Source organism: Acinetobacter sp. SH20PTE14, from assembly GCF_021391555.1.
Classification (GTDB): domain Bacteria; phylum Pseudomonadota; class Gammaproteobacteria; order Pseudomonadales; family Moraxellaceae; genus Acinetobacter; species Acinetobacter amyesii.
This window is the reverse complement of record NZ_CP090067.1, coordinates 2,841,060-2,864,097: the sequence shown is the minus strand read 5'-3', so window position 1 is coordinate 2,864,097 and position 23,038 is coordinate 2,841,060. Positions and strand designations below refer to the sequence as shown.

The 23,038-nt window shown below is 40.6% G+C and carries 16 protein-coding genes; 8 read left to right on the top strand and 8 right to left on the bottom strand.

Going from position 1 to position 23,038, the window contains the following annotated elements:
* Nucleotides 1–13 precede the first annotated feature (13 nt).
* Nucleotides 14–2,224 carry a TonB-dependent receptor domain-containing protein gene (locus tag LXF01_RS13940; protein WP_233944579.1) on the bottom strand — a complete coding sequence of 737 codons (2,211 nt, stop codon included), beginning with the start codon at nucleotides 2,222–2,224 and terminating at the stop codon, nucleotides 14–16.
* A 273-nt stretch (nucleotides 2,225–2,497) separates the two neighbouring features.
* On the opposite strand from LXF01_RS13940, the gene tig reads away from it, so the two are divergent.
* From tig to LXF01_RS13920, 4 genes are all read left to right on the top strand, one after another.
* Nucleotides 2,498–3,829, top strand: a complete 1,332-nt coding sequence (gene tig, locus LXF01_RS13935) for a trigger factor (protein WP_078192708.1) — start codon at nucleotides 2,498–2,500, stop codon at nucleotides 3,827–3,829.
* 194 nt (nucleotides 3,830–4,023) lie between these two features.
* Nucleotides 4,024–4,629 (top strand): ATP-dependent Clp endopeptidase proteolytic subunit ClpP, encoded by a 606-nt coding sequence (gene clpP / locus LXF01_RS13930; protein WP_078192707.1) that lies wholly within the window; start codon nucleotides 4,024–4,026, stop codon nucleotides 4,627–4,629.
* A 29-nt stretch (nucleotides 4,630–4,658) separates the two neighbouring features.
* Nucleotides 4,659–5,969 carry an ATP-dependent protease ATP-binding subunit ClpX gene (clpX, locus tag LXF01_RS13925; RefSeq protein WP_078189661.1) on the top strand — a complete coding sequence of 437 codons (1,311 nt, stop codon included), beginning with the start codon at nucleotides 4,659–4,661 and terminating at the stop codon, nucleotides 5,967–5,969.
* A gap of 163 nt (nucleotides 5,970–6,132) precedes the next feature.
* On the top strand, nucleotides 6,133–6,846 hold the full coding sequence (locus tag LXF01_RS13920; RefSeq protein WP_233944578.1) for a DUF2846 domain-containing protein: 714 nt from the start codon (nucleotides 6,133–6,135) through the stop codon (nucleotides 6,844–6,846).
* A gap of 128 nt (nucleotides 6,847–6,974) precedes the next feature.
* Here the strand turns inward: LXF01_RS13920 and LXF01_RS13915 are convergent, their stop codons facing one another.
* Nucleotides 6,975–8,501 (bottom strand): fumarate hydratase, encoded by a 1,527-nt coding sequence (locus tag LXF01_RS13915; protein ID WP_078189659.1) that lies wholly within the window; start codon nucleotides 8,499–8,501, stop codon nucleotides 6,975–6,977.
* 817 nt (nucleotides 8,502–9,318) lie between these two features.
* Between LXF01_RS13915 and LXF01_RS13910 the strand changes: the two genes are divergently transcribed.
* From LXF01_RS13910 to LXF01_RS13900, 3 genes are all read left to right on the top strand, one after another.
* Complete coding sequence (locus tag LXF01_RS13910) at nucleotides 9,319–9,690, top strand: GNAT family N-acetyltransferase (RefSeq protein ID WP_233944577.1); 372 nt, start codon at nucleotides 9,319–9,321, stop codon at nucleotides 9,688–9,690.
* A 356-nt stretch (nucleotides 9,691–10,046) separates the two neighbouring features.
* Nucleotides 10,047–11,267 (top strand): OprD family outer membrane porin, encoded by a 1,221-nt coding sequence (locus tag LXF01_RS13905; RefSeq protein ID WP_233944576.1) that lies wholly within the window; start codon nucleotides 10,047–10,049, stop codon nucleotides 11,265–11,267.
* A gap of 49 nt (nucleotides 11,268–11,316) precedes the next feature.
* Nucleotides 11,317–12,942 (top strand): alkaline phosphatase D family protein, encoded by a 1,626-nt coding sequence (locus tag LXF01_RS13900; RefSeq protein WP_233944575.1) that lies wholly within the window; start codon nucleotides 11,317–11,319, stop codon nucleotides 12,940–12,942.
* 147 nt (nucleotides 12,943–13,089) lie between these two features.
* Here the strand turns inward: LXF01_RS13900 and LXF01_RS13895 are convergent, their stop codons facing one another.
* The 4 genes from LXF01_RS13895 to LXF01_RS13880 all read right to left on the bottom strand — a co-directional run bounded on the left by LXF01_RS13895 (nucleotide 13,090) and on the right by LXF01_RS13880 (nucleotide 19,202).
* A complete protein-coding gene (locus LXF01_RS13895) occupies nucleotides 13,090–13,764 on the bottom strand; it encodes an acid phosphatase (RefSeq protein WP_233944574.1) in 675 nt (224 codons plus the stop codon).
* A gap of 260 nt (nucleotides 13,765–14,024) precedes the next feature.
* Nucleotides 14,025–16,166: a phosphate acetyltransferase gene (gene pta / locus LXF01_RS13890; protein ID WP_180077865.1), complete on the bottom strand. Its 2,142-nt coding sequence runs from the start codon at nucleotides 16,164–16,166 to the stop codon at nucleotides 14,025–14,027.
* A gap of 59 nt (nucleotides 16,167–16,225) precedes the next feature.
* Nucleotides 16,226–17,443, bottom strand: a complete 1,218-nt coding sequence (locus LXF01_RS13885) for an acetate/propionate family kinase (RefSeq protein ID WP_078192700.1) — start codon at nucleotides 17,441–17,443, stop codon at nucleotides 16,226–16,228.
* Between the two features lie 493 nt (nucleotides 17,444–17,936).
* Nucleotides 17,937–19,202 (bottom strand): glutamate-5-semialdehyde dehydrogenase, encoded by a 1,266-nt coding sequence (locus LXF01_RS13880; protein ID WP_078189652.1) that lies wholly within the window; start codon nucleotides 19,200–19,202, stop codon nucleotides 17,937–17,939.
* A 303-nt stretch (nucleotides 19,203–19,505) separates the two neighbouring features.
* On the opposite strand from LXF01_RS13880, the gene LXF01_RS13875 reads away from it, so the two are divergent.
* Entirely contained in the window at nucleotides 19,506–20,834 is a 1,329-nt protein-coding gene (locus tag LXF01_RS13875; protein WP_180113538.1) for an alpha/beta fold hydrolase, read from the top strand.
* 27 nt (nucleotides 20,835–20,861) lie between these two features.
* Here LXF01_RS13875 and LXF01_RS13870 read toward each other — a convergent pair whose 3' ends face one another.
* Both LXF01_RS13870 and nagZ read right to left on the bottom strand, forming a co-directional pair.
* Nucleotides 20,862–21,731: a class I SAM-dependent methyltransferase gene (locus tag LXF01_RS13870; RefSeq protein ID WP_078192697.1), complete on the bottom strand. Its 870-nt coding sequence runs from the start codon at nucleotides 21,729–21,731 to the stop codon at nucleotides 20,862–20,864.
* Nucleotides 21,732–21,859: 128 nt separating this feature from the next.
* Complete coding sequence (gene nagZ / locus LXF01_RS13865) at nucleotides 21,860–22,882, bottom strand: beta-N-acetylhexosaminidase (RefSeq protein WP_233944573.1); 1,023 nt, start codon at nucleotides 22,880–22,882, stop codon at nucleotides 21,860–21,862.
* Nucleotides 22,883–23,038 lie beyond the last annotated feature (156 nt).

Here is a 23,038-nt window from a genome sequence, read left to right as displayed (position 1 = left end):
ATTATGCGGTTATTTAGAATTTAAAGGTTGTACTTAATTGTACACGGCGGCCTTCCTGAGTATTGCTATAACGGTTGTAATAGCTATCTGCGACTTTCTCGTAATCGTTAAAGTTTTTATCAAATATATTGTACAGAGCAACACCTATATCCCAGTTTGGCGTTACATTAAAGTTTGAACCGACGTGTAATAATGCGTATTCCTTGTAGTCACCTAGGGCGTCATAAACCTGTTGATTCGCTACAGTTAGATTGTCATAGGTTGAGGTGAAACGTGCACGTTCACTTCGATACTCGCCACGCGCCCATAAATTCACAAAGTCAGCAGCTTGCCATTTAAGCGACGCATTGACCATGTGTTCTGGTGTGTCATTAAGTACAGGATTGCCTAAACTGCTATCTTTAATTTCAGTTTCAGTCCAAGTGTAGTTCAGTCCAAATTTCCAATTGTCGGCAAATGCCCAGTTTAAACCAGCTTCAATACCATAAACTTCAGCTTCTTCGGCATTCACAGGACGAGTCACATTCCATGAATCTGGTTTGCCACGGTTATAATCCATCACCCACGGCGTTCCAACCGATGCCATGAAAGCTTCACAGTCAGCTTTAGACCAATTAATACCCGAAGTCGTTGTGTTATCAGTATTACAGCTAATTTCCTTGTTACCCGTCATAATTTTATCTTCGATTTGACTAAAGAAAGCCGTAACGTTGAAGTCAAAATTATGATTGGTTGAGAAATATGTACCAAACTCAAAGTTCTTGCTGGTTTCAGGTTTTAGATTTGGGTTGCCAAAAGTTGGTGTACGACCCTGACCACTGACATTGACCACACCATTAGTTAAACGTTCTAAACGTGGGGCTTTATAACCTTCACTATATCCGCCTTTGAAGGTCCAGTTTTCATTTGCATTCCATACCAAATATGCACGTGGTGTCCAAAAGTCACCAAACGTATCGTGGTCGTCATAACGAAGACCAAGTGTTAATGCAAGATTGTCGTTCAGCGACCAAGTATCTTCGGCGAATAGACCCAATTGCTCAAAAGAAACTTCTTTTTTTACACGTAAACCATCACTAATACTGGCTTCCCACCATTGACCGCCTAGAGTAATACGGTGGTCTTCAAAATGTTGAGTGGTAAATTTAGTATCAAAAATCGTATCTTCACTTTCTAACACACGAGGAGTGATGGCTGTTGACATTCCTTGTGCACGTGCAGGAATTAAACGTCCAACCGTTTCTGTTTGAGTATTGATAATACTTGACTCAAGTTTGCCAATAGCATTATTCCAAGTATGTGCGAGGATCATTTTCTCACGATTATATTCTTGAGCATCACCATAACCACCGTTTGCGCCAAGAGTGCCTAATTGACCTTTGCTATTGTCATACCATTGTTCAGTTTTTTCATATTCAACTGAAATATCATGGTCGCTGTGCGGTGTCAGGGTTAAGCGAGCACCGATAGTTTCTAGATCTGATTTAGTTGGGCTATTTCCGCCACTAAGTTCAGCACCAGTATCATCGTCATCATTACGTATTAAATCTGATTGATCACGTTCCGCTTTACGTGCACGGATTTGTAAGCCCAATAAATCTTGAATGATTGGCCCTGTTAAAAATGCATCGACAGCGCGTTGGTTACCAAAGTCTGAGTGATTTGGCAGTACTGTCCCTTCTAACGTGACCGAACCAGTCCATTCAGGTGAAACTTTTTTGGTAATGATATTGACTACACCACCAATTGCATCAGAACCATATAAAGTAGAAGCTGGTCCGCGGATGACTTCGATGCGTTGGATAGCCGAAACAGGGGGGATAAAACTATTATTCGACTCACCAAATCCATTAGGGGCAATGTCACCTGTACTATTTTGTCGGCGGCCATCAATTAAAACCAAGGTATATTCGGCGTCCATACCACGAATACGAATATTTAATCCGCCGGTTTTCCCTGCTGTAGGGCTAATATCGACACCTTCTATATCACTTAATGCATCTGCAACGGATGTAATTCGTTTATTTTTTAAGTCTTCAGCCGTAATCACGGTAATCGAAGCAGGAGCATTCTTGATCTTTTGTTCAAAGCCCGCTGCAGAAACAACAATGGTTTCCATCTGTTGAGCTTGAGATTCAGTCGTTTCAGCATGTGCGTAACTCGTAGTAGTTACAATTGCCCCAAATAAAGCAGCGGAAAGAGGGTTGAGATTAAATTTACTCATAAAAGAATACCAAATATGGACAAGATAAATATATGAAAATAAATTAAAAAAAATATCATTAAGAATAATAGTGAGAAAGTTTCTCATTTTCAATGGTGAATTAAAAAATAATCAATATTTCTTCGAAAAAAGCTGAAAAATTCTAAAAATAAGAAGGGCATCCATGCCTGAATTTATAGTGTTATAATCCATTTTTGTATATCTTTAATTGTTGTCATATAATGTGGCACTTTTTTTTAAAACTGTTTTAACTAACAAATTATCGAGGAAGCCATGCAAGTAACTTCTGAAGCGGTTTCGGGCGTTGCCCGTCGTTTAAATGTATCTGTACCGACGAGCCGTATTAACGAGCAGTTTGAAGCTCGCTTGAAACGCACTGCCAAAACTGTGAAGATCAACGGCTTCCGTCCAGGTAAAGTACCTGTAAACGTTGTTCGTCGTGAATACGGTGCTGGTATCTATCAAGAAGTTGTAAACGACATCATTCGTGACACAGTATTCGAAGCGATCCAACAAGAAAAAATCAATGCTGTTGGTATGCCAAACATTGAAAAAACTGAAATGAAAGATGATGCTTTAGTTTATGAAGCAACTGTAGAAGTTTATCCAGAAGTTGAAGTTAAGTTTGAAGGTCTAGAAGTTGAACGTAAAACAACTTCAGTTGACGACAAAGACGTTGAGAAGATGATTGAAAATCTTCAAAAACAACGCGCTTCATGGGTTGAAACTAAAGGCATGGCTAAAAAAGACATGCAAGTAACGTTCGACTTTGAAGGTACTGTTGATGGCGAGAAGTTTGAAGGCGGCGCTGCTGAAGACTTTAAACTCGTTCTTGGTTCTGGTCGTATGATCCCTGGCTTCGAAGACGGCATCGTTGGTATGAAGAAAGGCGAAGAGAAAGTTATCGATGTAACTTTCCCTGAAGACTACCAAGCTGAAAACCTTGCTGGTAAAGCTGCTCAATTCAAAATCACTGTTAAGCTTGTTGAAAAACAAAAACTTCCAGAAGTTGATGCTGAATTCTTAAAAATCTTCGGTCTAACTGAAGAAGAAGGCGTTGAAAAGCTGAAAGCTGACGTGCGTAAAAACATGGAACGTGAAGTGAAAAACGGTCTTCGTAACCAAGTGAAAGGTGCAACTTTTGATGCGCTTGTAGCTGCAAACGAAGTAGAACTTCCAGAAGCAATGGTTGCTCAAGAAATTGACCGTCAACGTCAACAAATGATCCAACAATTCACTCAACAGTTTGGTGCTCAAGGCGCTAAAGCGTTTGATTCAAGCATGCTTCCAGATGACCTATTCAAAGAGCAAGCTGAAAAATCAGTTAAACTTGGCGTATTGGTCAGCAAAGTATTAGCTGATGCTAAAATTGAAGTTGATGCTGCACGTGTTGATGCTTACATCGAAGACATGGCTTCTTCTTACGAAGATCCTAAAGAAGTAATTGAATACTTCAACAACGATAAACAGCAACGTGCTCAAATCGAAGCTGTTATTCTAGAAGACCAAGTTGTCGATCACATCTTAGCTTCTGCTAAAGTAACTGATACAACTGTGAGCTATGAAGACTTATTGAAAGAGCAACAAGCTCGTCAACAAGGCTAATTTCTAGCTTTCAAAAAAAGGCGCATTAAGCGCCTTTTTTTATCGAAATTTGCCCCCAAATAAGTTGTCCTGATTTCACAATGCTTATGAAAAAAATATCTGTTATTTAATTGGGAATCTTTTGCAATTTCGACAAATATCCCTCATATTGTGAATTATGGGTTGAGTCAGAAAAATTTAGGAATAAATAACGTATGTATGTTCCAACAATTGAAAACGCACTAGTGCCAATGGTGGTAGAACAGTCATCTCGTGGCGAGCGTTCTTTTGATATTTATTCACGCCTTTTGCGTGAACGTGTGATTTTTTTAACCGGTGAAGTTGAAGACAACATGGCAAATTTGATTGTTGCCCAAATGTTGTTCTTAGAAGCAGAAAACCCAGATAAAGATATTCATTTATATATCAACTCACCAGGCGGTTCGGTTACTGCAGGTATGGCGATTTACGATACCATGCAATTTATTAAACCTGATGTTGTGACTTACTGCATGGGGCAAGCAGCATCGATGGGTGCATTCCTGCTTAATGCCGGTGCTAAAGGCAAACGTTACTGTCTTGAAAATGCCCGTGTCATGATTCACCAACCACTCGGTGGTTTCCGTGGTCAGGCATCTGACATTGAAATTCATGCACGTGAAATTCTATTCATCAAAGAACGTTTAAATCGTTTAATGGCAGAGCATAGTGGTCAAGACTACGAAACTGTTGCTCGAGATACTGACCGTGACAATTTTATGACAGCGCAAGCTGCGAAAGAATACGGTCTTGTGGACGAAGTTTTATCTAAACGCCCATAAGTTTTAAAGAATTAATTATTGGAGTGAATATGTCCGAACATCCTCAAGGACAAAAGCATTGTTCATTTTGCGGTAAAACGCAGTCTGAAGTCGGGAAACTGATTGCAGGTGAGGACGCGTACATCTGTAATGAGTGTGTGGACGTATGTCTTGACCTAGTTCAGACCAGTCAGCAAGTTGAATCAAATGACTGGGCAACTCGTCCTTTACCAAAACCGCATGAAATCCGTGCTGCGCTTGACCAATATGTGATTGGTCAAGATGTTGCGAAAAAGACCCTCTCTGTTGCGGTATACAACCACTATAAACGCCTAAAAGTTGGCACCAGTGGTAAAAAACCAGAAGACGGTGTAGAGATTTCGAAAAGTAACATCATGTTGGTTGGACCAACAGGTTCAGGTAAAACACTGCTTGCTCAGACACTTGCGCGTCTTTTAGATGTGCCATTTGCGATGGCAGATGCAACGACTTTAACTGAAGCCGGTTATGTGGGTGAAGACGTTGAGAACATTGTTCAAAAACTCCTTCAAAAAGCCGATTACGATGTAGAAAAAGCGCAAAAGGGCATTATCTATATCGATGAAATCGACAAAATTACCCGTAAGTCTGAAAACCCATCTATTACTCGTGATGTATCGGGTGAAGGTGTTCAGCAAGCGTTATTGAAAATGATCGAAGGTACGGTTGCGTCGATTCCGCCTCAAGGTGGTCGTAAGCATCCGCAGCAAGAATTTATTCAAATTGATACTTCAAATATCCTGTTTATCTGTGGTGGCGCATTCTCTGGTCTAGAGAAAATCGTACAGCAGCGTCAGGAAAAAGGAGGTATTGGCTTTACAGCTGAAGTGCGTAAGAAAGATGAAACTAAAAAATTATCTGACTTATTCCGCCAAGTTGAAGCGACAGATTTGGTTAAATTCGGTCTGATTCCTGAATTTATTGGTCGTTTGCCAGTCATTGCAACCTTGGAAGAACTCGACGAAGAAGCATTGATGCAGATTCTGACAGAACCAAAAAATGCATTGACACGTCAGTACCAATATTTATTTGAAATGGAAAATGTTGACCTTGTATTTGAAGACTCAGCATTACGTGCCGTGGCTAAAAAAGCCCTTGACCGTAATACGGGTGCGCGTGGTCTACGTTCGATTTTAGAAAATTCATTGCTTGAAACGATGTATGATCTACCAAGTCGTTCAGATGTGGGTACGGTTGTCGTCAATGAAGCGGTGATTAATGGTGAAGCGGAACCTGAATTTAAATCAGAACGTCAACCAAAGAAAACTGAAGAAGCTGCACCGAAATCAGATTTAAAAGTTGTGAACTCTAAATCTGCTTAAGCGCTATTCGTCTGAAACGTGTGTAAATCCAAGATTTGCACACGTTTTTTATTTCCAAAAATAAAAGCAGAATGTTAATCTCAGCAGGATGGCGTGGATGCCTGAATGTAAAAAACTGAAAACAAAAGTGTAAAAATAAAAAAAGACGCAGTGAGGGATAATCATGCGTGGAGTTGCAATTCTACTTTTAAGCAGTGTAGCGCTGCTGGGTTGTCATGGAAAATCAGCCATTGAGCAAACGTCATTGGCTTCGACATTAAAGCCTGTGGATCCTGAAAGTACACCGGGTCATATTGAGCAATATCGATTGGGTATGTTTACCATTGGTGGTTGGGTCAATCAGAAACAAGGCCGACATTTTCAAGAAGTGAAAGCTCAGCATGATCAAGCAGCGATTGTGTATTTATATCGTCCAGACAGTAAATGGAATCGTCAAGAAATTGTGGCCAGCAGCTTATTTCTGAACAGTGAGCGTATTCCAAGTTTATTGAATAATCATTATTACTGGGTGGAGTTACCTGCGGGGAATTACCGCTTATCATCGAGTCGCCCTTTGGGGGTGAATCATTTTCAAAAACCTAAATATTTAGACTTTGATGTTGAAGCAGGTCAAACTTACTTCATTAAATATGATGAAGAGAATTTATCCAGTAAAAGAACGGTTTCAGGGCCATTGCTGCTCATGCCTGAAAAAATTGGTCGAAATGAAATCGCATTTACAGAGTTGAAATCCAACAGTTTTAACTTTGTGGCAGAAGATCAAAACTCTGGAAAAGTACGGAAAAGTGCTCAGAAGTTGAAGGCACCTCATTATGATCCTGCGGAAGATGTGCAGTTGACCAAGCTTTTTAAACTGTGGAATCCATTAACTTGGTAATGTAATTAGCTCATGTTTTTGAGTGTGTGAAAGCATTAAATAGCGAATGTCATTCGACAGACAGTCTAAATATTGACAATAAAAAAGCACCCGATGGGGTGCTTTTTTTGATCTTGAACGTGGCGAAATTAGTTCGCAGCAGCATCAACTACTGGGATTTTACCAATTTTTGCTTGCCAAATTTTTGGTGCAGTTGCGTGAACAGAAGTACCATTTACGTCAACGGCTACCGATACAGGCATGTCTTTTACAACAAATTTGTAGATCGCTTCCATACCTAAGTCAGCAAATGCTACAACTTCAGCTTCACGAATCGCTTTTGATACTAAGTAAGCAGCACCGCCGACAGCCATGAGGTAAGTCGCTTTGTTGTCTTTGATTGCTTCAACAGCAGCAGGACCACGATCAGCTTTACCAATCATACCGAACATGCCAGTTGCTTCAAGCACTTGACGTGTGAACTTATCCATACGTGTTGCAGTTGTTGGGCCAGCAGGACCGACGACTTCGTCACCGACTGGATCAACAGGGCCAACGTAGTAAATAAATTTACCTTTTAGGTCAACTGGAAGTTCTTCACCTTTGTTTAACATGTCAACCATACGTTTGTGCGCAGCGTCACGACCTGTATAGATTGTACCGTTAAGAAGTAGTGTGTCACCTGGTTGCCAAGAGTTCATTTCTTCTTGAGTGATGTTGTCTAAGTCAACACGTTTAGACGTTGATGAATCCCAAGTCACTGCAGGGTAGTCTTCAAGGCTAGGCGCTTGAATATGCGCTACACCTGAACCGTCTAATTGGAAATGCGCATGACGAGTTGCAGCACAGTTAGGAATCATACCTACTGGTTTACCCGCAGCGTGACATGGGTAGTCTTTGATTTTGATATCAAGAACAGTCGTTAAACCGCCAAGACCTTGAGCACCAATACCTAAAGCATTTACTTTTTCGAAGATTTCGATACGAAGTTCTTCGATTTGGTTTTGTGGGCCACGACGAAGGAGTTCGTCCATGTTGATTTCTTCCATCAATGCTTCTTTTGCAAGCATCATGGCTTTTTCAGCAGTACCACCAATACCGATACCGAGCATACCAGGAGGACACCAACCTGCACCCATTGTTGGAACAGTTTTAAGTACCCAATCTACGATAGAGTCAGAAGGATTAAGCATTGCAAGCTTAGATTTATTTTCTGAACCACCACCTTTAGCAGCAACAGTAATATCAACTTTATTACCCGGAACGAGTTTGTAGTGAATTACAGCAGGGGTGTTGTCTTTGGTATTTTTACGACCAAAAGCAGGATCAGCTAATACTGATGCACGAAGAATGTTTGAGTTTTCAAGATAACCTTGACGTACACCTTCGTTGATTGCATCGTCTAGGCTCATGGTTAAATCAAATTTAACGTCTAAGCCCACTTCAAGAAATACGTTCACAATACCCGTATCTTGACAGATAGGACGATGGCCTTCTGCACACATACGAGAGTTAATTAAAATTTGTGCAATCGCGTCTTTTGCGGCTTTGTTTTCTTCACGGTCATACGCACGGCTCATCGCTTGGATGAAGTCCTGTGGGTGATAGTAAGAAATGAACTGAAGCGCATCTTTTACCGATGTGATCAAGTCATCTTGCTTGATAATAGTTGTCATACAAATATCTCTTGAGCGGGCTGATAGCTAGCGGGCTAAATTATAAGACAAAAACACAGTTGTGTGGGTATTTCGCTTAATCTTTGGCCGAAAGTTTAATAGGGTTTAACAGTGCCATGTTTCGCTGTCATCAATATCCTAAAAATGACGTTTTCACTGTCATATTTCATGAAATATTTGTCACATAACTAGAGGAGAAAATTTGTTTTTGTTTCTAAGATTTTGAAATTAAATAATATTTATTATTTTTGAATATTTCATATTTGTCATATAACTGTCATAAAACTTTTACATAATGACCTCATCAAAGTTAGAGTGTGAAATATATGGTTACTCCAGTGTTGTCAGTTATTGGTTTTTCTCTGTTTATCGCAGCAACTTGGTTCTACGGTCAACAAGAAGATCAAGCCTAAAGCTTTATCTTCTTTTTTTTTGCTTTAAATTTTATAAAAAATAATATTCTTCTTCAAATCTTCAAATCTTCAAATCTTCAAATCTTCAAATCTTCAAATCTTCAAATCTTCAAATCTTCAAATCTTCAAATCTTCAAATCTTCAAATCTTCAAATCTTCAAATCTTCAAATCTTCAAATCTTCAAATCTTCAAATCTTCAAATCTTCAAATCTTCAAATCTTCAAATCTTCAAATCTTCAAATCTTCAAATCTTCAAATCTAATCATGAGTAATAGCTAATTTTTAGTCTTTGCGTCAGTGTGTGTGATAATCATCGATGATCTTTGTTGCTTTCAAATTTTTTACAAGACTTCAATTCTAAACGTTATGATTTGAAGCAAATAGATGACAGGTAAAATTAAAAATGAGCTCTGTTACTGTACGACCAACTGTTGAATCAGATTGGGAGATACTGAAAAATTTACGGCTAGAAGCATTACAAGACAGTCCCGATGCATTTACAGCAACTTTTGAAAAAACTAAAACTCATAGTGATTCTGAATGGCGTGATAGAGTTGCGCAAAAAAGACCATGCCAGTTTCTATTGGCATTTGACGGAATGAGAGCTGTAGGCATGGTTGGAGGTACTATTGATAAACAGCATGAATTTACTGTAGTTGCAATGTGGTTGTATGAGAATTATCGGGGAAACAGTGTTGCTGATCTTTTAATATCTAGTCTACAAAATATGCAGCAAACCAAGGTTATACAAAAATTGTACTTCGTGTTGAATTAACTAATTTACGAGCTACTCAATTTTATTCTAAACAAGGTTTTATAAAAGTTCTTGAGCAATCTTCTTTAAAATCAGGCTTAGAGCTTAGTAGTCAAAAAATGGAGTGCTTGCAGTTCTTTTAATGGTCAACTTTTTTCGTATTTAAGTGATTAAAAACAAAAAAATAAAAAATAACTTTAATTTTTATATTATCAAATATTTATATTTAATATTTGTTTTATTTTTTCATGTAATTGTCATGGGATTGCAAGTGTATTGTCATACAGAGTCTTTAGGTTATTGCAGTATTTCTCAAGGACCAAAGAGGTTAGACGTTGAATTACAAAGCACTCATCTGCTGTATGGTTTTCACCCCCATGCTGACAATGCAGGCAGCACAAGCAGAATTTATTAAAGATAGTAAAGCAGAAATAGATTTTAAAAATTATTATTTTGATCAAGATCAAGAGCCTAACGATAAAGATTCGACAGTTTGGGGACAAGGTATTGAATTGAGTTATCAATCTGGCTTTACCGAAGGTCAAGTCGGTTTTGGTTTAGATGCGACTGCGGCAGCAGGTATACGTTTAGACGGCAGTAAAGATAAAGCCAAAAATTCGTTGATGTTTCCTTTAGAGGGTGATGGTAGTCCAACAAATTATTGGACACGTGCATATCCCACTTTAAAAGCGCGCTATCAGAAAACTGATGTAAAAGTCGGGGAGTTACGCCCTAATTTGCCCATTTTAAGTCGAAGCTTTGCTCGCTTGCTCGAATCTGCCTATTTAGGTGGTCAAGTCACTTCTAAAGATGTAAAGGGATTGACTTTAACGGGTGGTTACGTCACTAAAGCAATTCCACGTGCATCACGAGATGCTTCAAAGCTTTCTATTAAAGGCGCGACCGAAACCAGTGATGGGTTTATGTTTGGCGGTGCGGACTGGAAGCCCAATAAAAATTTAACGCTACAGTACTATGCCGGTGAGCTGGATGATTTTTATGTACAGCAATTTATCGGCGTGAAACACAAATTTCCATTCAGTGAAAACCAGAGTTTTAATACGGACTTACGTTTATTTGATACTCAAGCGACTGGAGCTAATGAGCGTGGTGAAAAAGGCTATGGCGCTAAAGTAGATAACCAGACAGCCAGTGTGGATTTCAAATACAAATTCAATAATCATCAGCTGCAATTCGGCGCGCAGAAAATTGGAGATGATGGCGATTTTCTGCATATGAATCAGGGCAGTTTAGACAACGGTGCAGATGGGACTTTCATTTACTTACCAACCAACCGTTTGTTGCAGAACTTTACTAATGCAGGCGAAAAGTCCACATGGTATGGCTATCGATATGACTTCAATAATCAATACTTAAAAGGCTTAAATGTATCGTTCCTGAAAGTCCAAGGTCGTGACTTTGGTAAATGTGGTTGTGCAACTGAGTCCGAAATTGACTATACCTTGCGTTATAAAGTTCCAGAAGGGAAATTCAAAAATTTAGGTTTTACCGCTCAATACGGAAAATTCAAAAAAAGTACAGGAACCAAGCAGGAACAAAGCCGTATCTACTTGACCTATACCATGCCAATTTTCTAATCCAAAACTGATCAGATTAATTTATTAATAAGTTTATAGAGAAATAAAAATGAATCATATTAATTCGAATCGTCGTCAATTCTTAAAGGGTTTGATGGGAGTCGGGTCTTTAGCGTTATTTTCTGGACTGAGTCCAGTAAGCACGTGGGCAAATGCCAAATTTCCGATTAGCCCATTTCAATTAGGTGTTGCCTCAGGCGAACCTTGGCCAGATGGCTTTGTGATTTGGACCCGAGTTGCACCATATCCACTTTCAGTGGATGGTGGGATGCCGAAAGAAGCTGTTGAAGTGGATTGGGACATTGCTACAGATATTGAATTTAAGAAAATTGTGCAAACTGGGAAGGCGCAGGCACATCCTGACTTACATCACACAGTACATGTAGAGATAAGTGGTTTAGCACCGATGACACGCTATTATTATCGATTTAGATTGGCTGGTTATGAAAGTTCTGTAGGTACAGCAAAATCGGCGCCAGCAGCACATCAAATGCCAGAACGAGTTCGTGTTGCTGTAGTAGGTTGTCAGCATTATGAAACAGGCTATTACACGGCTTATGATTACTTGAGCAAAGAGAAAGAGATAGATTTAGTTTTCCACTATGGTGACTATATTTATGAAGGACCAGAGGGTAAAGGCGGGGGACGTGCAATTGGAGATCTAAGAGTTTCAATTCCTGCACGTCAACATATTGGTCCTGAAATTCAAACTTTACTGCAATATCGTATTCGTTATGCACAGTACCGTGCAGATCCTGATTTACAAGCTGCACATGCATCTGCACCTTTTGCGATGACTTTTGATGATCATGAAGTGGATAACAACTGGGCTGCAGATATTGAAGAAAAAGGCGAGAAGAAAGACATATTTTTACTGCGTCGCGCAGCAGCGTTTCAAGCATGGTATGAATATATGCCTGTGCGTTTAAAACAGAAGCCGAACGGCCCAGATATCCTTGCTTACCGCACTTTAGATTATGGCAAAATGCTACGGATGAATATTTTGGATACACGCCAGTACCGTTCTCCAATTTTATGCACCAAAGCTCAGTTAGAAGATGGGTTTGATAAAATAGATTACTGCCGTACTGAGAATAGCCGAAATGAGCAGGTTCTTGGTAAAGCACAAGAGCAATGGTTGGCGAAGCAAATGCGCCATGATAAGCGTTGGAATGTCTTGGCACAGCAAATTCAGGTTATGCCTTGGGTACGTTATAACAAATCAGGCAAAGCTTATTTTGGGAAAGATACGTGGAATGGCTATCCATACGCACGCGAGCGCTTGATTGAATCTATCAAAAAAAATGCACCTCATGGTAATACAGTAATTTTATCAGGAGATTTGCATCAATATTTTGCAGCGAATATTCCAAGTGATTTGAATGATTTTAAGAGTCCATCGATTGCAACCGAATTTTTAACTACATCGATAACCTCTACCGGCAATGGTCAACCAATCCGTCCAGGGCAGGAAGATGTGCTGAAGTTAAATCCACACATCAAATTTATCAATGATCAACGCGGTTATCAGACTTTAGACTTTTTTAAAGACTATATGCGTACAGACTTGAAGGTTCTAGACTTTGTTGAAAAACCAGGTGGAAAAATGACGACCGTCGCAAGTTTTGAAGTGGCTTACGGCAAGCCAGAACTGAAGCAGATTAAATCAAAATAAAAAGGGATCACTACTCCTGCTAAATTAAATAAAGCGCTTAGATGGTTCTAAGCGCTTTATTTTTATATTGGACATGCACATCTATTAAAAACCACTGCCCACGCATGTGATCTACTATCTATGCAATGGGACAAGATGCTGATTTTTTTAATCAGATTTTTTGTGTGTGGCAGAAATGAGATGGTTAATTTCAGTTTTGGCTTTGATCATATCGGCTTGGAATTGTGGATCTGCCTGTAGGCGTGAAAATTGCGCTGCTCCCATAATACGGCCAGCATCGACATCACTTTGCCAATGCATATTGCACACGACTCGGCTTTGACCAAATTCAATACCACGTTTAAAAATTTGACTTTGACGCTCAGGACGTAACTCTGCTAAGACTAATGCATATGTCCAACCGATAGTTGTATGTCCAGAAGGATAGGAAACATATTGATTTTTTTCATTTTCTTCTTCAGGGGTACAAGTGCTGACATTAAAATAGCCATATGGACGTTCACGGCTATATTTCTTTTTTGCAGTTTGAGTAGAGTATCTACTATCAAGTTTAATCTTTCTTAAAATTTCAAATAAAGTAGGTGTATTTTTCTCATTAATTTCTACGCCAAATGCAGATGAAAAAGGTCGCCCTAAGTGTGCATTTGAAACATCAGCATCAATTTGTGCTTGCTGCCAGCGAGCCGTATTTTTCAAATATTGAGATTGTTTAAAAATACTTTGATCACGAATAAAATCTCCACTATAGGCTTGTGGAGGAGTAGATAATATTTCAAGACTATTTGGAGCTGAGTCAGGTGTTAGATATGAATCTGCGGCCATGGAGTGTGCGCTTAAGCAAACCCATATTAATGTAGAGATGGCACATGGAGTATAAAATTTTAAGTTTGTCATGATATAGCTAAGTTTTGAATAATTAAAAAAGCGCTCATACCATAAGCAATAATATTGACTCTAAGATGACAAGAATTAATAAGATGAAAATTATCGCAATATAAATAAGATTGAAATGTGGGAAAATCGGAATGAATAAAAAAACCACCCAATCTTTCGAAAGGGTGGTTTAGAACTCGAAACTAAAATTAAGCTTCTTGCTGTTCGGATTGGATTGCCGTTAATGCAATGGTAAACACGATGTCATCGACCAAAGCCCCACGTGACAAGTCATTTACAGGCTTGTTTAAACCTTGAAGCATTGGGCCAACACTGACTACATTTGCAGAACGTTGAACTGCTTTATAGGTTGTATTACCTGTATTTAAGTCAGGGAAAATAAACACATTGGCACGACCAGCCACTTTAGAGTCAGGTGCTTTAGAACGTCCCACACTTTCCACCGATGCAGCATCGTATTGAAGCGGGCCATCAATCAGTAAATCAGGACGGCGTTCTTTGGCAATGCGTGTTGCTTCAGCCACTTTCTCGACATCTGCACCTGCACCAGAAGTACCTGTTGAATACGAAATCATCGCAATGCGTGGGTCAATACCAAAGGCTTTCGCTGAATCTGCAGATTGAATCGCAATCTCTGCAAGCTGTTCTGCATTTGGATCTGGATTAATTGCACAGTCACCATATACATAGACTTCATCCGGTAACAGCATAAAGAACACAGATGAAACCAATGAATATTCAGGTGCGGTCTTAATCAATTGGAATGCAGGACGTACAGTATTTGCCGTAGTATGTACTGCGCCTGAGACTAAGCCATCCACCTGATCGAGTGCAAGCATCATGGTGCCTAAAACCACAGTATCTTGTAGCTGTTCACGTGCTTGTAGATCATTGAGTTTACCTTTACGCAGCTCAACCATTTTAGGCACATAGTTTTCACGAATCAGATCTGGATCAATAATTTCCAAATCATGTGGAAGTTCGATATTACGTGCTTTTGCAACTTCAATCACGGCTTCAGGTTTTGCCAATAAAATACAGTGTGCAATGCCACGTGATTGACAAATGGCAGCCGCCTGAATGGTGCGTGGTTCATCACCTTCAGGTAGAACAATTCGTTTTTTCGCAGCAATAGATTTTTGTACTAATTCATGACGGAATGCAGAAGGGGACAAACGGGGTTGATACGAACCATTCAATACTTCAGTAATCCACTCAGCATTAATGTGGCTTGAAACAAAGCGAGTCACTTGCTCTGCACGTTCTACGTCATCGACAGGAATTTCATTGCCTAAATTTGAAAGTTGTTGTGCCGTTTCAAAAGTGCTTAAAGGCGTATGTAAAATCGGTAAGCCTTGCTTAATCGCGGTTTGGCAGAAATCCAAAACTTGCGGGTTCGGTTGATGATGTTCAGTCAAAACCAAACCGGCAAGTGGAATACCATTGCTACTTGCAAGGCTAGAAGCCAACAACACATCAATACGGTCAGAGGCGCTGATAATCAGTTCACCTGCCACAAATTTGTGAAGTTCATGTTCAATATTCGACGCAACTAAGCTGCTATGTAGTACACGACGATGAGCAGCATCGCCTTGGTTGATCCATTCCGCTTGAATATGCGTCGCCAAGTCAGACATGCGCGGTACGCTGAGCGTATTACTAAATGGAACGAGGCCAATGACAGGTAGCTGTGTAGAACCAATTTGCGGATTACTTTGTTGTAATTCGAGCACAAATTTATTGGTATCACTGATTAAACGCAGATTTGGATCAAGCGTGACAGGAATTTGCGCAGATTCTTCTGGCAAACCACGTGTGCGCATAAACAAAACGCCCGCAGTACGTTCAGATGCTGCACCACCGAATTGGCGTAGAGAACTGTCAATTTTCTCAGCAGTTTTCGTGGCATTTTGAATATCTGCTGTGCTGACAATAATTACTTTAGCATCAAGAGCTTTTGCTAATGTCGCGTTCAGTTCTGAGGCAAAGTTATCTCGGCTGTTTGGAACCAAGCCTTCAACAATAATCAGATCATGCTTTTTTGCAATTTCACGGTGCAAACGAACTGCTTCTTCGAGCAATTCATCACTTTCATCATGACTCAGTTGTTTCACGATGGTGGCATGATGAATGGGTTCTACCGTTTCATTATTAAATAAATGACGATAAAGAGCCGTTGTACGGTCTACAGTATCTGCGACATTTTCCTGTGAAAATGGTTTCAGAAAACCTGCTTTGACCCCTTGGCATTCCAAAGCATAAATTAAACCTAAGCATGCAGATGTTAAACCTACACCTTCCCCAGTTGGCACGAGTAAAATTGTTTTCATACGGTGTCTAAATTAAAGCTAAAAATTAATATTGAAGGCGAAGGGGCTGATGCGATTGCTTATGCAATCGCAGCTTCAGCATCAGACTTTTTTGTAACAGACGCTGTCACCTCGTCTACAACATGCTCAGTTTCTTTGGCAATACGGCCTTCTTCATCGGTAGGAACAACCCAAATTTGTGGGCCAGTACCGTGGTCAATACGACCCTCAGTACCGCGTTTTAGGTTGTCATTTAATTCTTTACTCAGGTTGAAACCAAAGTGCGGTAAGTATGAAACCGTTTTTTCACGAATGTAGGCAGAATTTTCACCAATACCACCGGTAAAGAATAAACCGTCAATACGTGGTAGACCACAGCTGAGACCTGCCAAAGATTTTGCTAAACGGTAGCAGAATACTTCAATGGCAAGTGCGGCATCTTCGTTGCCTTGTTCCGATGCTTCGATCAACGTACGCATGTCATTTGAAAGATCAGACAAACCGAGTAGGCCTGATTGGCTGTTCAGCATCTTATCGATTTTGTAGATATCCCAACCTAAGTTGCTTGCAAGGAAGCTGTGAATACTTGGGTCGACATCACCACTACGTGTGCCCATCACCACACCTTCAAGAGGTGTTAGACCCATTGACGTATCTACAGATTGACCATTCCAAATCGCACAAGTCGAGCTACCATTGCCTAAGTGAGCAGTTAACCAACCACCTTGTTTAAAGCTGCCTGCCAACATTGAGCCACGCTCAGATACGTAGGCATGGCTAGTACCGTGGAAGCCATAACGACGCACGTTATGCTGTGTGTACAAGAATTTTGGTAAAGCATAGCGGTATGCATGAGACGGCATGGTTTGGTGGAATGCTGTATCAAATACGGCTACTTGCGGAAGTTCAGGGAACAAACGCATGGTTGCTTCGATACCCACCAAGTGAGCAGGGTTATGCAATGGAGCAAGCGGTGTTGCTTCACGAATACGTTCAATAATTTCTGGTGTTAATAGCTCAGCTTTGGTTAATGTACCGCCGTGAACAACACGGTGACCAATCGCTTGAGGATTATGGTGAGCCAAACGCTCTAAAATAGTTTCGAGGGCTTTTTCATGGTCAGCATGTGGAATAGACAGCTCAAGCGCATCACCACCTGTAGTGACCCCTTTAATACGTGCATCAGCAGAACCTAGGTTCTCGGCTAGACCAAAAATACGATCTTCACGGCGCTCAGAAACTAACGCATATTTGATAGAAGAAGATCCGCAGTTAATTACTAATACTGATGTAGACACGTTTAAATACCCGAATTCTAATTGAAATACTTATCCATAATGTTGATCTGATTGCAGTTGTATTGATTGATGCAATTTAGATCTGTGATGATGTTTTATCATGGGTTTTTTTATCGTCCTAGATAGACTTTAGGAGATTAGACTTAAGCACTATCGACCCTGAGCACAATAATAATTAAAATTTATCAGTTCATAGTTTTCATTTATTAATAAAATAATCCTCAAAATTTATACGATTTAAGGGGTATACATAGAACATAACATGCGGTTGCTGCGCTGTAATCCTAAAATTGTTGCAAAAAAGCAGGTGATTTGAACTTTTCTTATTCTTCTTAAGCATTTAATTGTCAAAAAATCTGTTTTCGATTCTATATCCTGTGTGTTTGCAGGCTTATATTTCAATATGTGAACCCTGGGTCTAGTTTTTTAATTCGTCATAAAAAAAGCTGTGCCTTTACTCAGAAAAGCACAGCTTTCATTGTCTTATTGGGTGTTATTGGCGAATTTGACCATCACCAAACACAATCCATTTTTGAGAAGTCAGACCTTCTAGGCCGACTGGTCCGCGTGCATGGATTTTATCGGTTGAAATACCAATCTCAGCACCAAGACCATATTCAAACCCATCCGCAAAACGCGTTGAGGCATTGATCATCACTGAACTCGAATCTACACGCGCTAAGAACTGACGAGCCAAACTAAAGTTTTCGGTAATGATCGAGTCGGTATGGTGTGAGCCATATTTGTTGATGTGCTCAATCGCTTCATCTAGGCCAGTAACGACTTTCACTGCCAAAATCGGGCCTAAGTATTCGGTGTACCAATCTTCTTCAGTTGCAGGAACAATCGATTCACCCAAAATGCGCTGGGTTTCAGCACAGCCACGCAGTTCAACTTTTTTCTCAGCATAAAGTTCAGCAATGCGTGGTAAAAACTCTTCAGCGACATTTTCATCGACGAGCAAGGTTTCCATGGCATTACATACGCCATAACGGTGTGTTTTGGCATTGAGCGCAATAGGTAATGCTTTTTGCAAATCAGCTTGAGCTTCCACAAAAACATGGCAGTTACCATCAAGATGTTTGATAACAGGCACACGTGCTTCATTGGTGATACGTTCAATTAGGCCTTTGCCACCACGAGGTACGATCACATCGACATATTCAGGCATGGTAATTAATTGGCCAACCGCAGCACGGTCTGGGGTATTAAGCACTTGAACGGCATGTTCAGGTACACCTGCGGCAGTTAAGCCATGTTGAATCGCTGCCGCAATTGCTTGGTTAGATTCCAAAGCTTCAGAACCACCACGTAAAATAATCGCGTTACCTGATTTAAGCGCTAAAGATGCGGCTTCAAGCGTTACATTTGGGCGAGATTCGTAAATCATGCCGACAACACCTAGCGGCACGCGCATTTTGCCCAGCTGAATACCTGTCGGACGAAAGGCCATATCGGTAATTTCGCCAATCGGGTCAGTCAGTGCGATTACATCTTTTAGACCTTGGAGCATGCCTTTAAAGCGTGTGGGGGTAAGTTCTAAGCGATCAAGTAGAGCACTATCCAAGTTGTTGTTATGCGCTTTGGTCATATCCACTTGGTTAGCTGCCAAAATTGCAGTTTCACTGTTTTGCAAAGCAGTATAAATTGCTGATAAGGCATTATTTTTAGTCTGGGTAGAAGCCCCTGCGAGCACACGTGATGCTGTGCGTGCTTGCTGTCCTACCGTTTGCATGTATTGTTCAATAGACTCTTGCATAGCGGTTTGATCACTTAGAAATTTCAACTCGATATTAACAGCCTGTGACTGAACAATGAAGCACTTAAGTGCATATTCGACTGTACTTGCTGAGCAGAATTAACATTTTGAAATTGTTTTTAGAGCAAAAGTAGATAAGCGGCGGGGATATCAGTTGCTTGTAAAATGAACCTCTGTATAGAATGAAACAATAGCGACATTGAAGTCGTACAAATAACGATTAAAGAGCAGGACGCTAAGTCGAGCAGAGTCTCTAAATGAATTCCTGACAATAAAAATAAGGCAGGAATGGAGGAAAGGAATATGAATTCCATTATCCAAATGGATCCCACCGTACAGGAAAGTACGCATTACAGTTTTTTCGATCTATATGACAAGCAAAGCTTTAAACAGCCTGCCAGAACGACATGGATTGATGGCTGGAAGGTCGAATATATGGCCATTGCACAACCTGAAACCATTCATCGCACCCCGATTGTTATTATTGGTGGGGCATTTCAAAACTTTAATTCCTACAAATATTGTGTCGAACAACTATTTGCGGCAGGACCTATTATTTTAATTGATTTACCCTCTATGGGCTCAAATCAGCAAATTACCAATGTCGATACTTCGGTGTCGGCAGGGACTTTAGAGTTGGGTGATCTGGCACAGATGTTAGGCGTTTGGTTGGATATCGTCGGGCTAGAAAAAGTATCCGTGATGGGGATGTCACTAGGTTCAGTGGTGGCTGCAGGACTGGCGGATCAACGTCCTGAATTGATTGACCGCATGATATTGATGGGCGTAATGCAAAAAACGCGCAAGAGCTGGCGCATGTTGCTTGAAGAATCCTTGCATTTGATGAAAGAACAGCGCATGGATGAATTTGGTCAAGCGGTGATTTTGTATTTGGTTAATCATGCCAAACTGGATGTGACGCGGATGTCACCGACAGCGAAGCGTTTGTTCTTTAGACAAATGGCTGAATTCACCAATACCGAACAAGAGCGTTATGACATTAACTGTAACCGTTTGCTGCGTTTGCAAGACGTGCCGATTCCACAGTGTGATGTATTGGTGTCTTGCGGGCAGTACGACAGTTTTACTTTGCCACATGAAAATGCGGGCTTTGCCTTGCAATGTCCGAATATGCAATTTGCCATGATTGCCAATGCGGATCATTTACCGCAGTTGCAACGCCGTAAGGAAACCATGAATTTGTTTGCAACTTATCTACGCGGTGAGTCTATTCAGCAGTTGGAAGGAATCATTCCAATGAGCCGAGAGCAAATGCAAAATATTGAACGCCGTGGCGAAGCGCGTGTAAGTGTACAACAGCCATTCACGCATTTATCTCATCGCCATTCAGACCTCGTGGTTGAAACTCAAATTACGGATTTAAATTATTTCGGCGTGTTGCTGAATGTACAGGCTGAAATGTTGGACTGCATGCACGCATATCCACGGGATTTGGCATTACATCTAGAAGACGAAGAAGGTGAGTTTAAAATTGAATGTCTCATCTTTGACGTTGTGGATACACAGGTTCGCGCTTTGTTTAAGCATGGTAGTTTTGAGTTGGCAGAACGCTTATTGCGCTTTGTACAACGCCAAAAAGAAGATGTGTTGTTATTAGAAGCCGTTAGTTAAAACATGAAAAAGTGAAAAAACAGCGCTTTAGCGCTGTTTTTTTGTTTTGGCATGGACCATCCAAACCAAATCCCCACAATGCTGATCTGCATCGTGAAAAGGGATCACTTGTTCTTGATGATGTTGCGGAAAGTATAAGGCCGGCTGAACGACTTTTACTTCTTCAAATCCTGTATGGGTGAAAAACTGCTGTAATTCAGCAGGGGATTGAAAATGAAAAGTAAAAGCGCTGCGTGACATAACTTTGAGTAATTTACTACTGGCCCAAATAAAGCGTGCTAAACGGTTTTTAACGGGTTCTGGATAGATGTCGGTCAGATAATGCAATTCCTGAAACGAGGCGCCATATTCGGTGATCCCTTGCAATAATTTATTAAGCAGGGCTTGATCAAAGTAATTAATTAGCCCCTCGCTAATCACCACCAAAGGACGTTCAGGGTCAAAACTCTGAAAAATACGTTCAAAATCTTGAGTGAAAATGTCCCCAGTTAAGACCTCAGGGGCATGCGGGTCAATCTGTTTGAGTGCCTGTGTTTTGATTTTTGCCATATCTGGCAAGTCGAGTTCACGATAGTCAATTTCAGGATGCTTGGTGCGAAAATTCCAACCGCGCGGGGAGAGGCCACAGGCAATTTCGAGTACTTGTAGCTGAGGGTGTTGGGCAATGAGTTGATCTAAATGTTGATCGATCATGGCATGGCGCTGTTTGAGCGTCGAGCGCATGCTACCGCCCACATTCTTTTCTGCCCAGCTTTCTAAAGGATGGACTAAACGTGCTAAAAATTTACCTTTACGTGTGGCAAAAACGGGATGCGAAATCCCCATGCTGTACCAAATATAGCCGGTGTAATGTGCAGTAAAGGAAATGTGTCGATGTTCCGATAAACTTTGTGTCATGTCGTCCTGACCTAATGTTGTTTTTATTGGCAATTTTTGTATAGCGCCGAAGCACTTATTTTGACTTCATCATAAATCAAAAAGGAGCACCTTGTCGTGCTCCTTTTTATGATTTTAAAAGTCGTGGATTAGCAATATTGATTTTTAAAATCCACAATACGGTTACGCACGCTCTGCCAGTCCGCCCCGAGTTCAATGCTTTGTCCAATCTCAATTTGTGGGATTTTACCGCGCATACGTTCTAGGCGTTCTTGATTTGGGAGAGCCAAGTTTTGAATGCCATCCAGCGCAATGCATGCAGATTCACGGTTATTACATACAAGGCCCATATCACAACCTGCATTTAATGCTGCTTGGATACGAGCATCTGCGCCGCCAGCGACACAAGCGGCTTGCATGCTTAAATCATCGGAGAATAAAACGCCATCAAATTGGAGCTCTTGACGTAAGACTTTCTGAATCCAATACGGTGAAAATCCAGCAGGATTAGGATCAATATTTTCATAAATCACATGCGCAGGCATTAAGGCATCAAGCTGTGGTTGCAGTTGAATAAAGCTTTGCATGTCTTTTTGGTAGATCTCTTCATAACTACGATGGTCAATAGCAGCAGCGACGTGTGAGTCTGCTTTCACTGAACCGTGGCCTGGGAAATGCTTACCTGTAGATGCCATCCCCGCACGTTTCATACCTTTTAAGAAAGCACTTGCCAGTGGAATGATGTCTTGCATATTTTTGGCAAAACCACGGTCACCAATCACATCACTGACATCATTTAGGTCCAGCACTGGTGCAAAACTAAAATCGATGCCGACCGCAAGGACTTCAGCTGCCATCAACCAGCCACATTGTTCAGCCAGTTCAACAGCTTTTTCAGGTTCAGTTAAGTAAAGTTCTCCAAACTTACCCATAGCTGGTAGGAGTGTGAAGCCTTGTTTTAAGCGTTGTACACGACCACCTTCCTGATCGACGGCAATTAAAATATCAGGACGAATTTGACGCATATGGTCGGTCAGGGCACGAACTTGTTCAGGAGATTCAATGTTACGACCAAATAAAATCATGCCGCCAACTTGTGGTGCCTGTAATAGTTCAATATCTTCTTGGGTGAGTTCTGTGCCAGCAATGTCGAGCATTAATGCGCCAATCATATTCGGTGTCCGTGTTGGAATTTTTAAGGAAAAACAATACCTGAATTCTGCAATGATTTGCTACACTTTGTCAGCAGAGAATATGATAAAACTACACGACATAAACATATTAAGTTGTTTAAGATTTTGAATCTATTCAATTCAGGTCGAAAACCA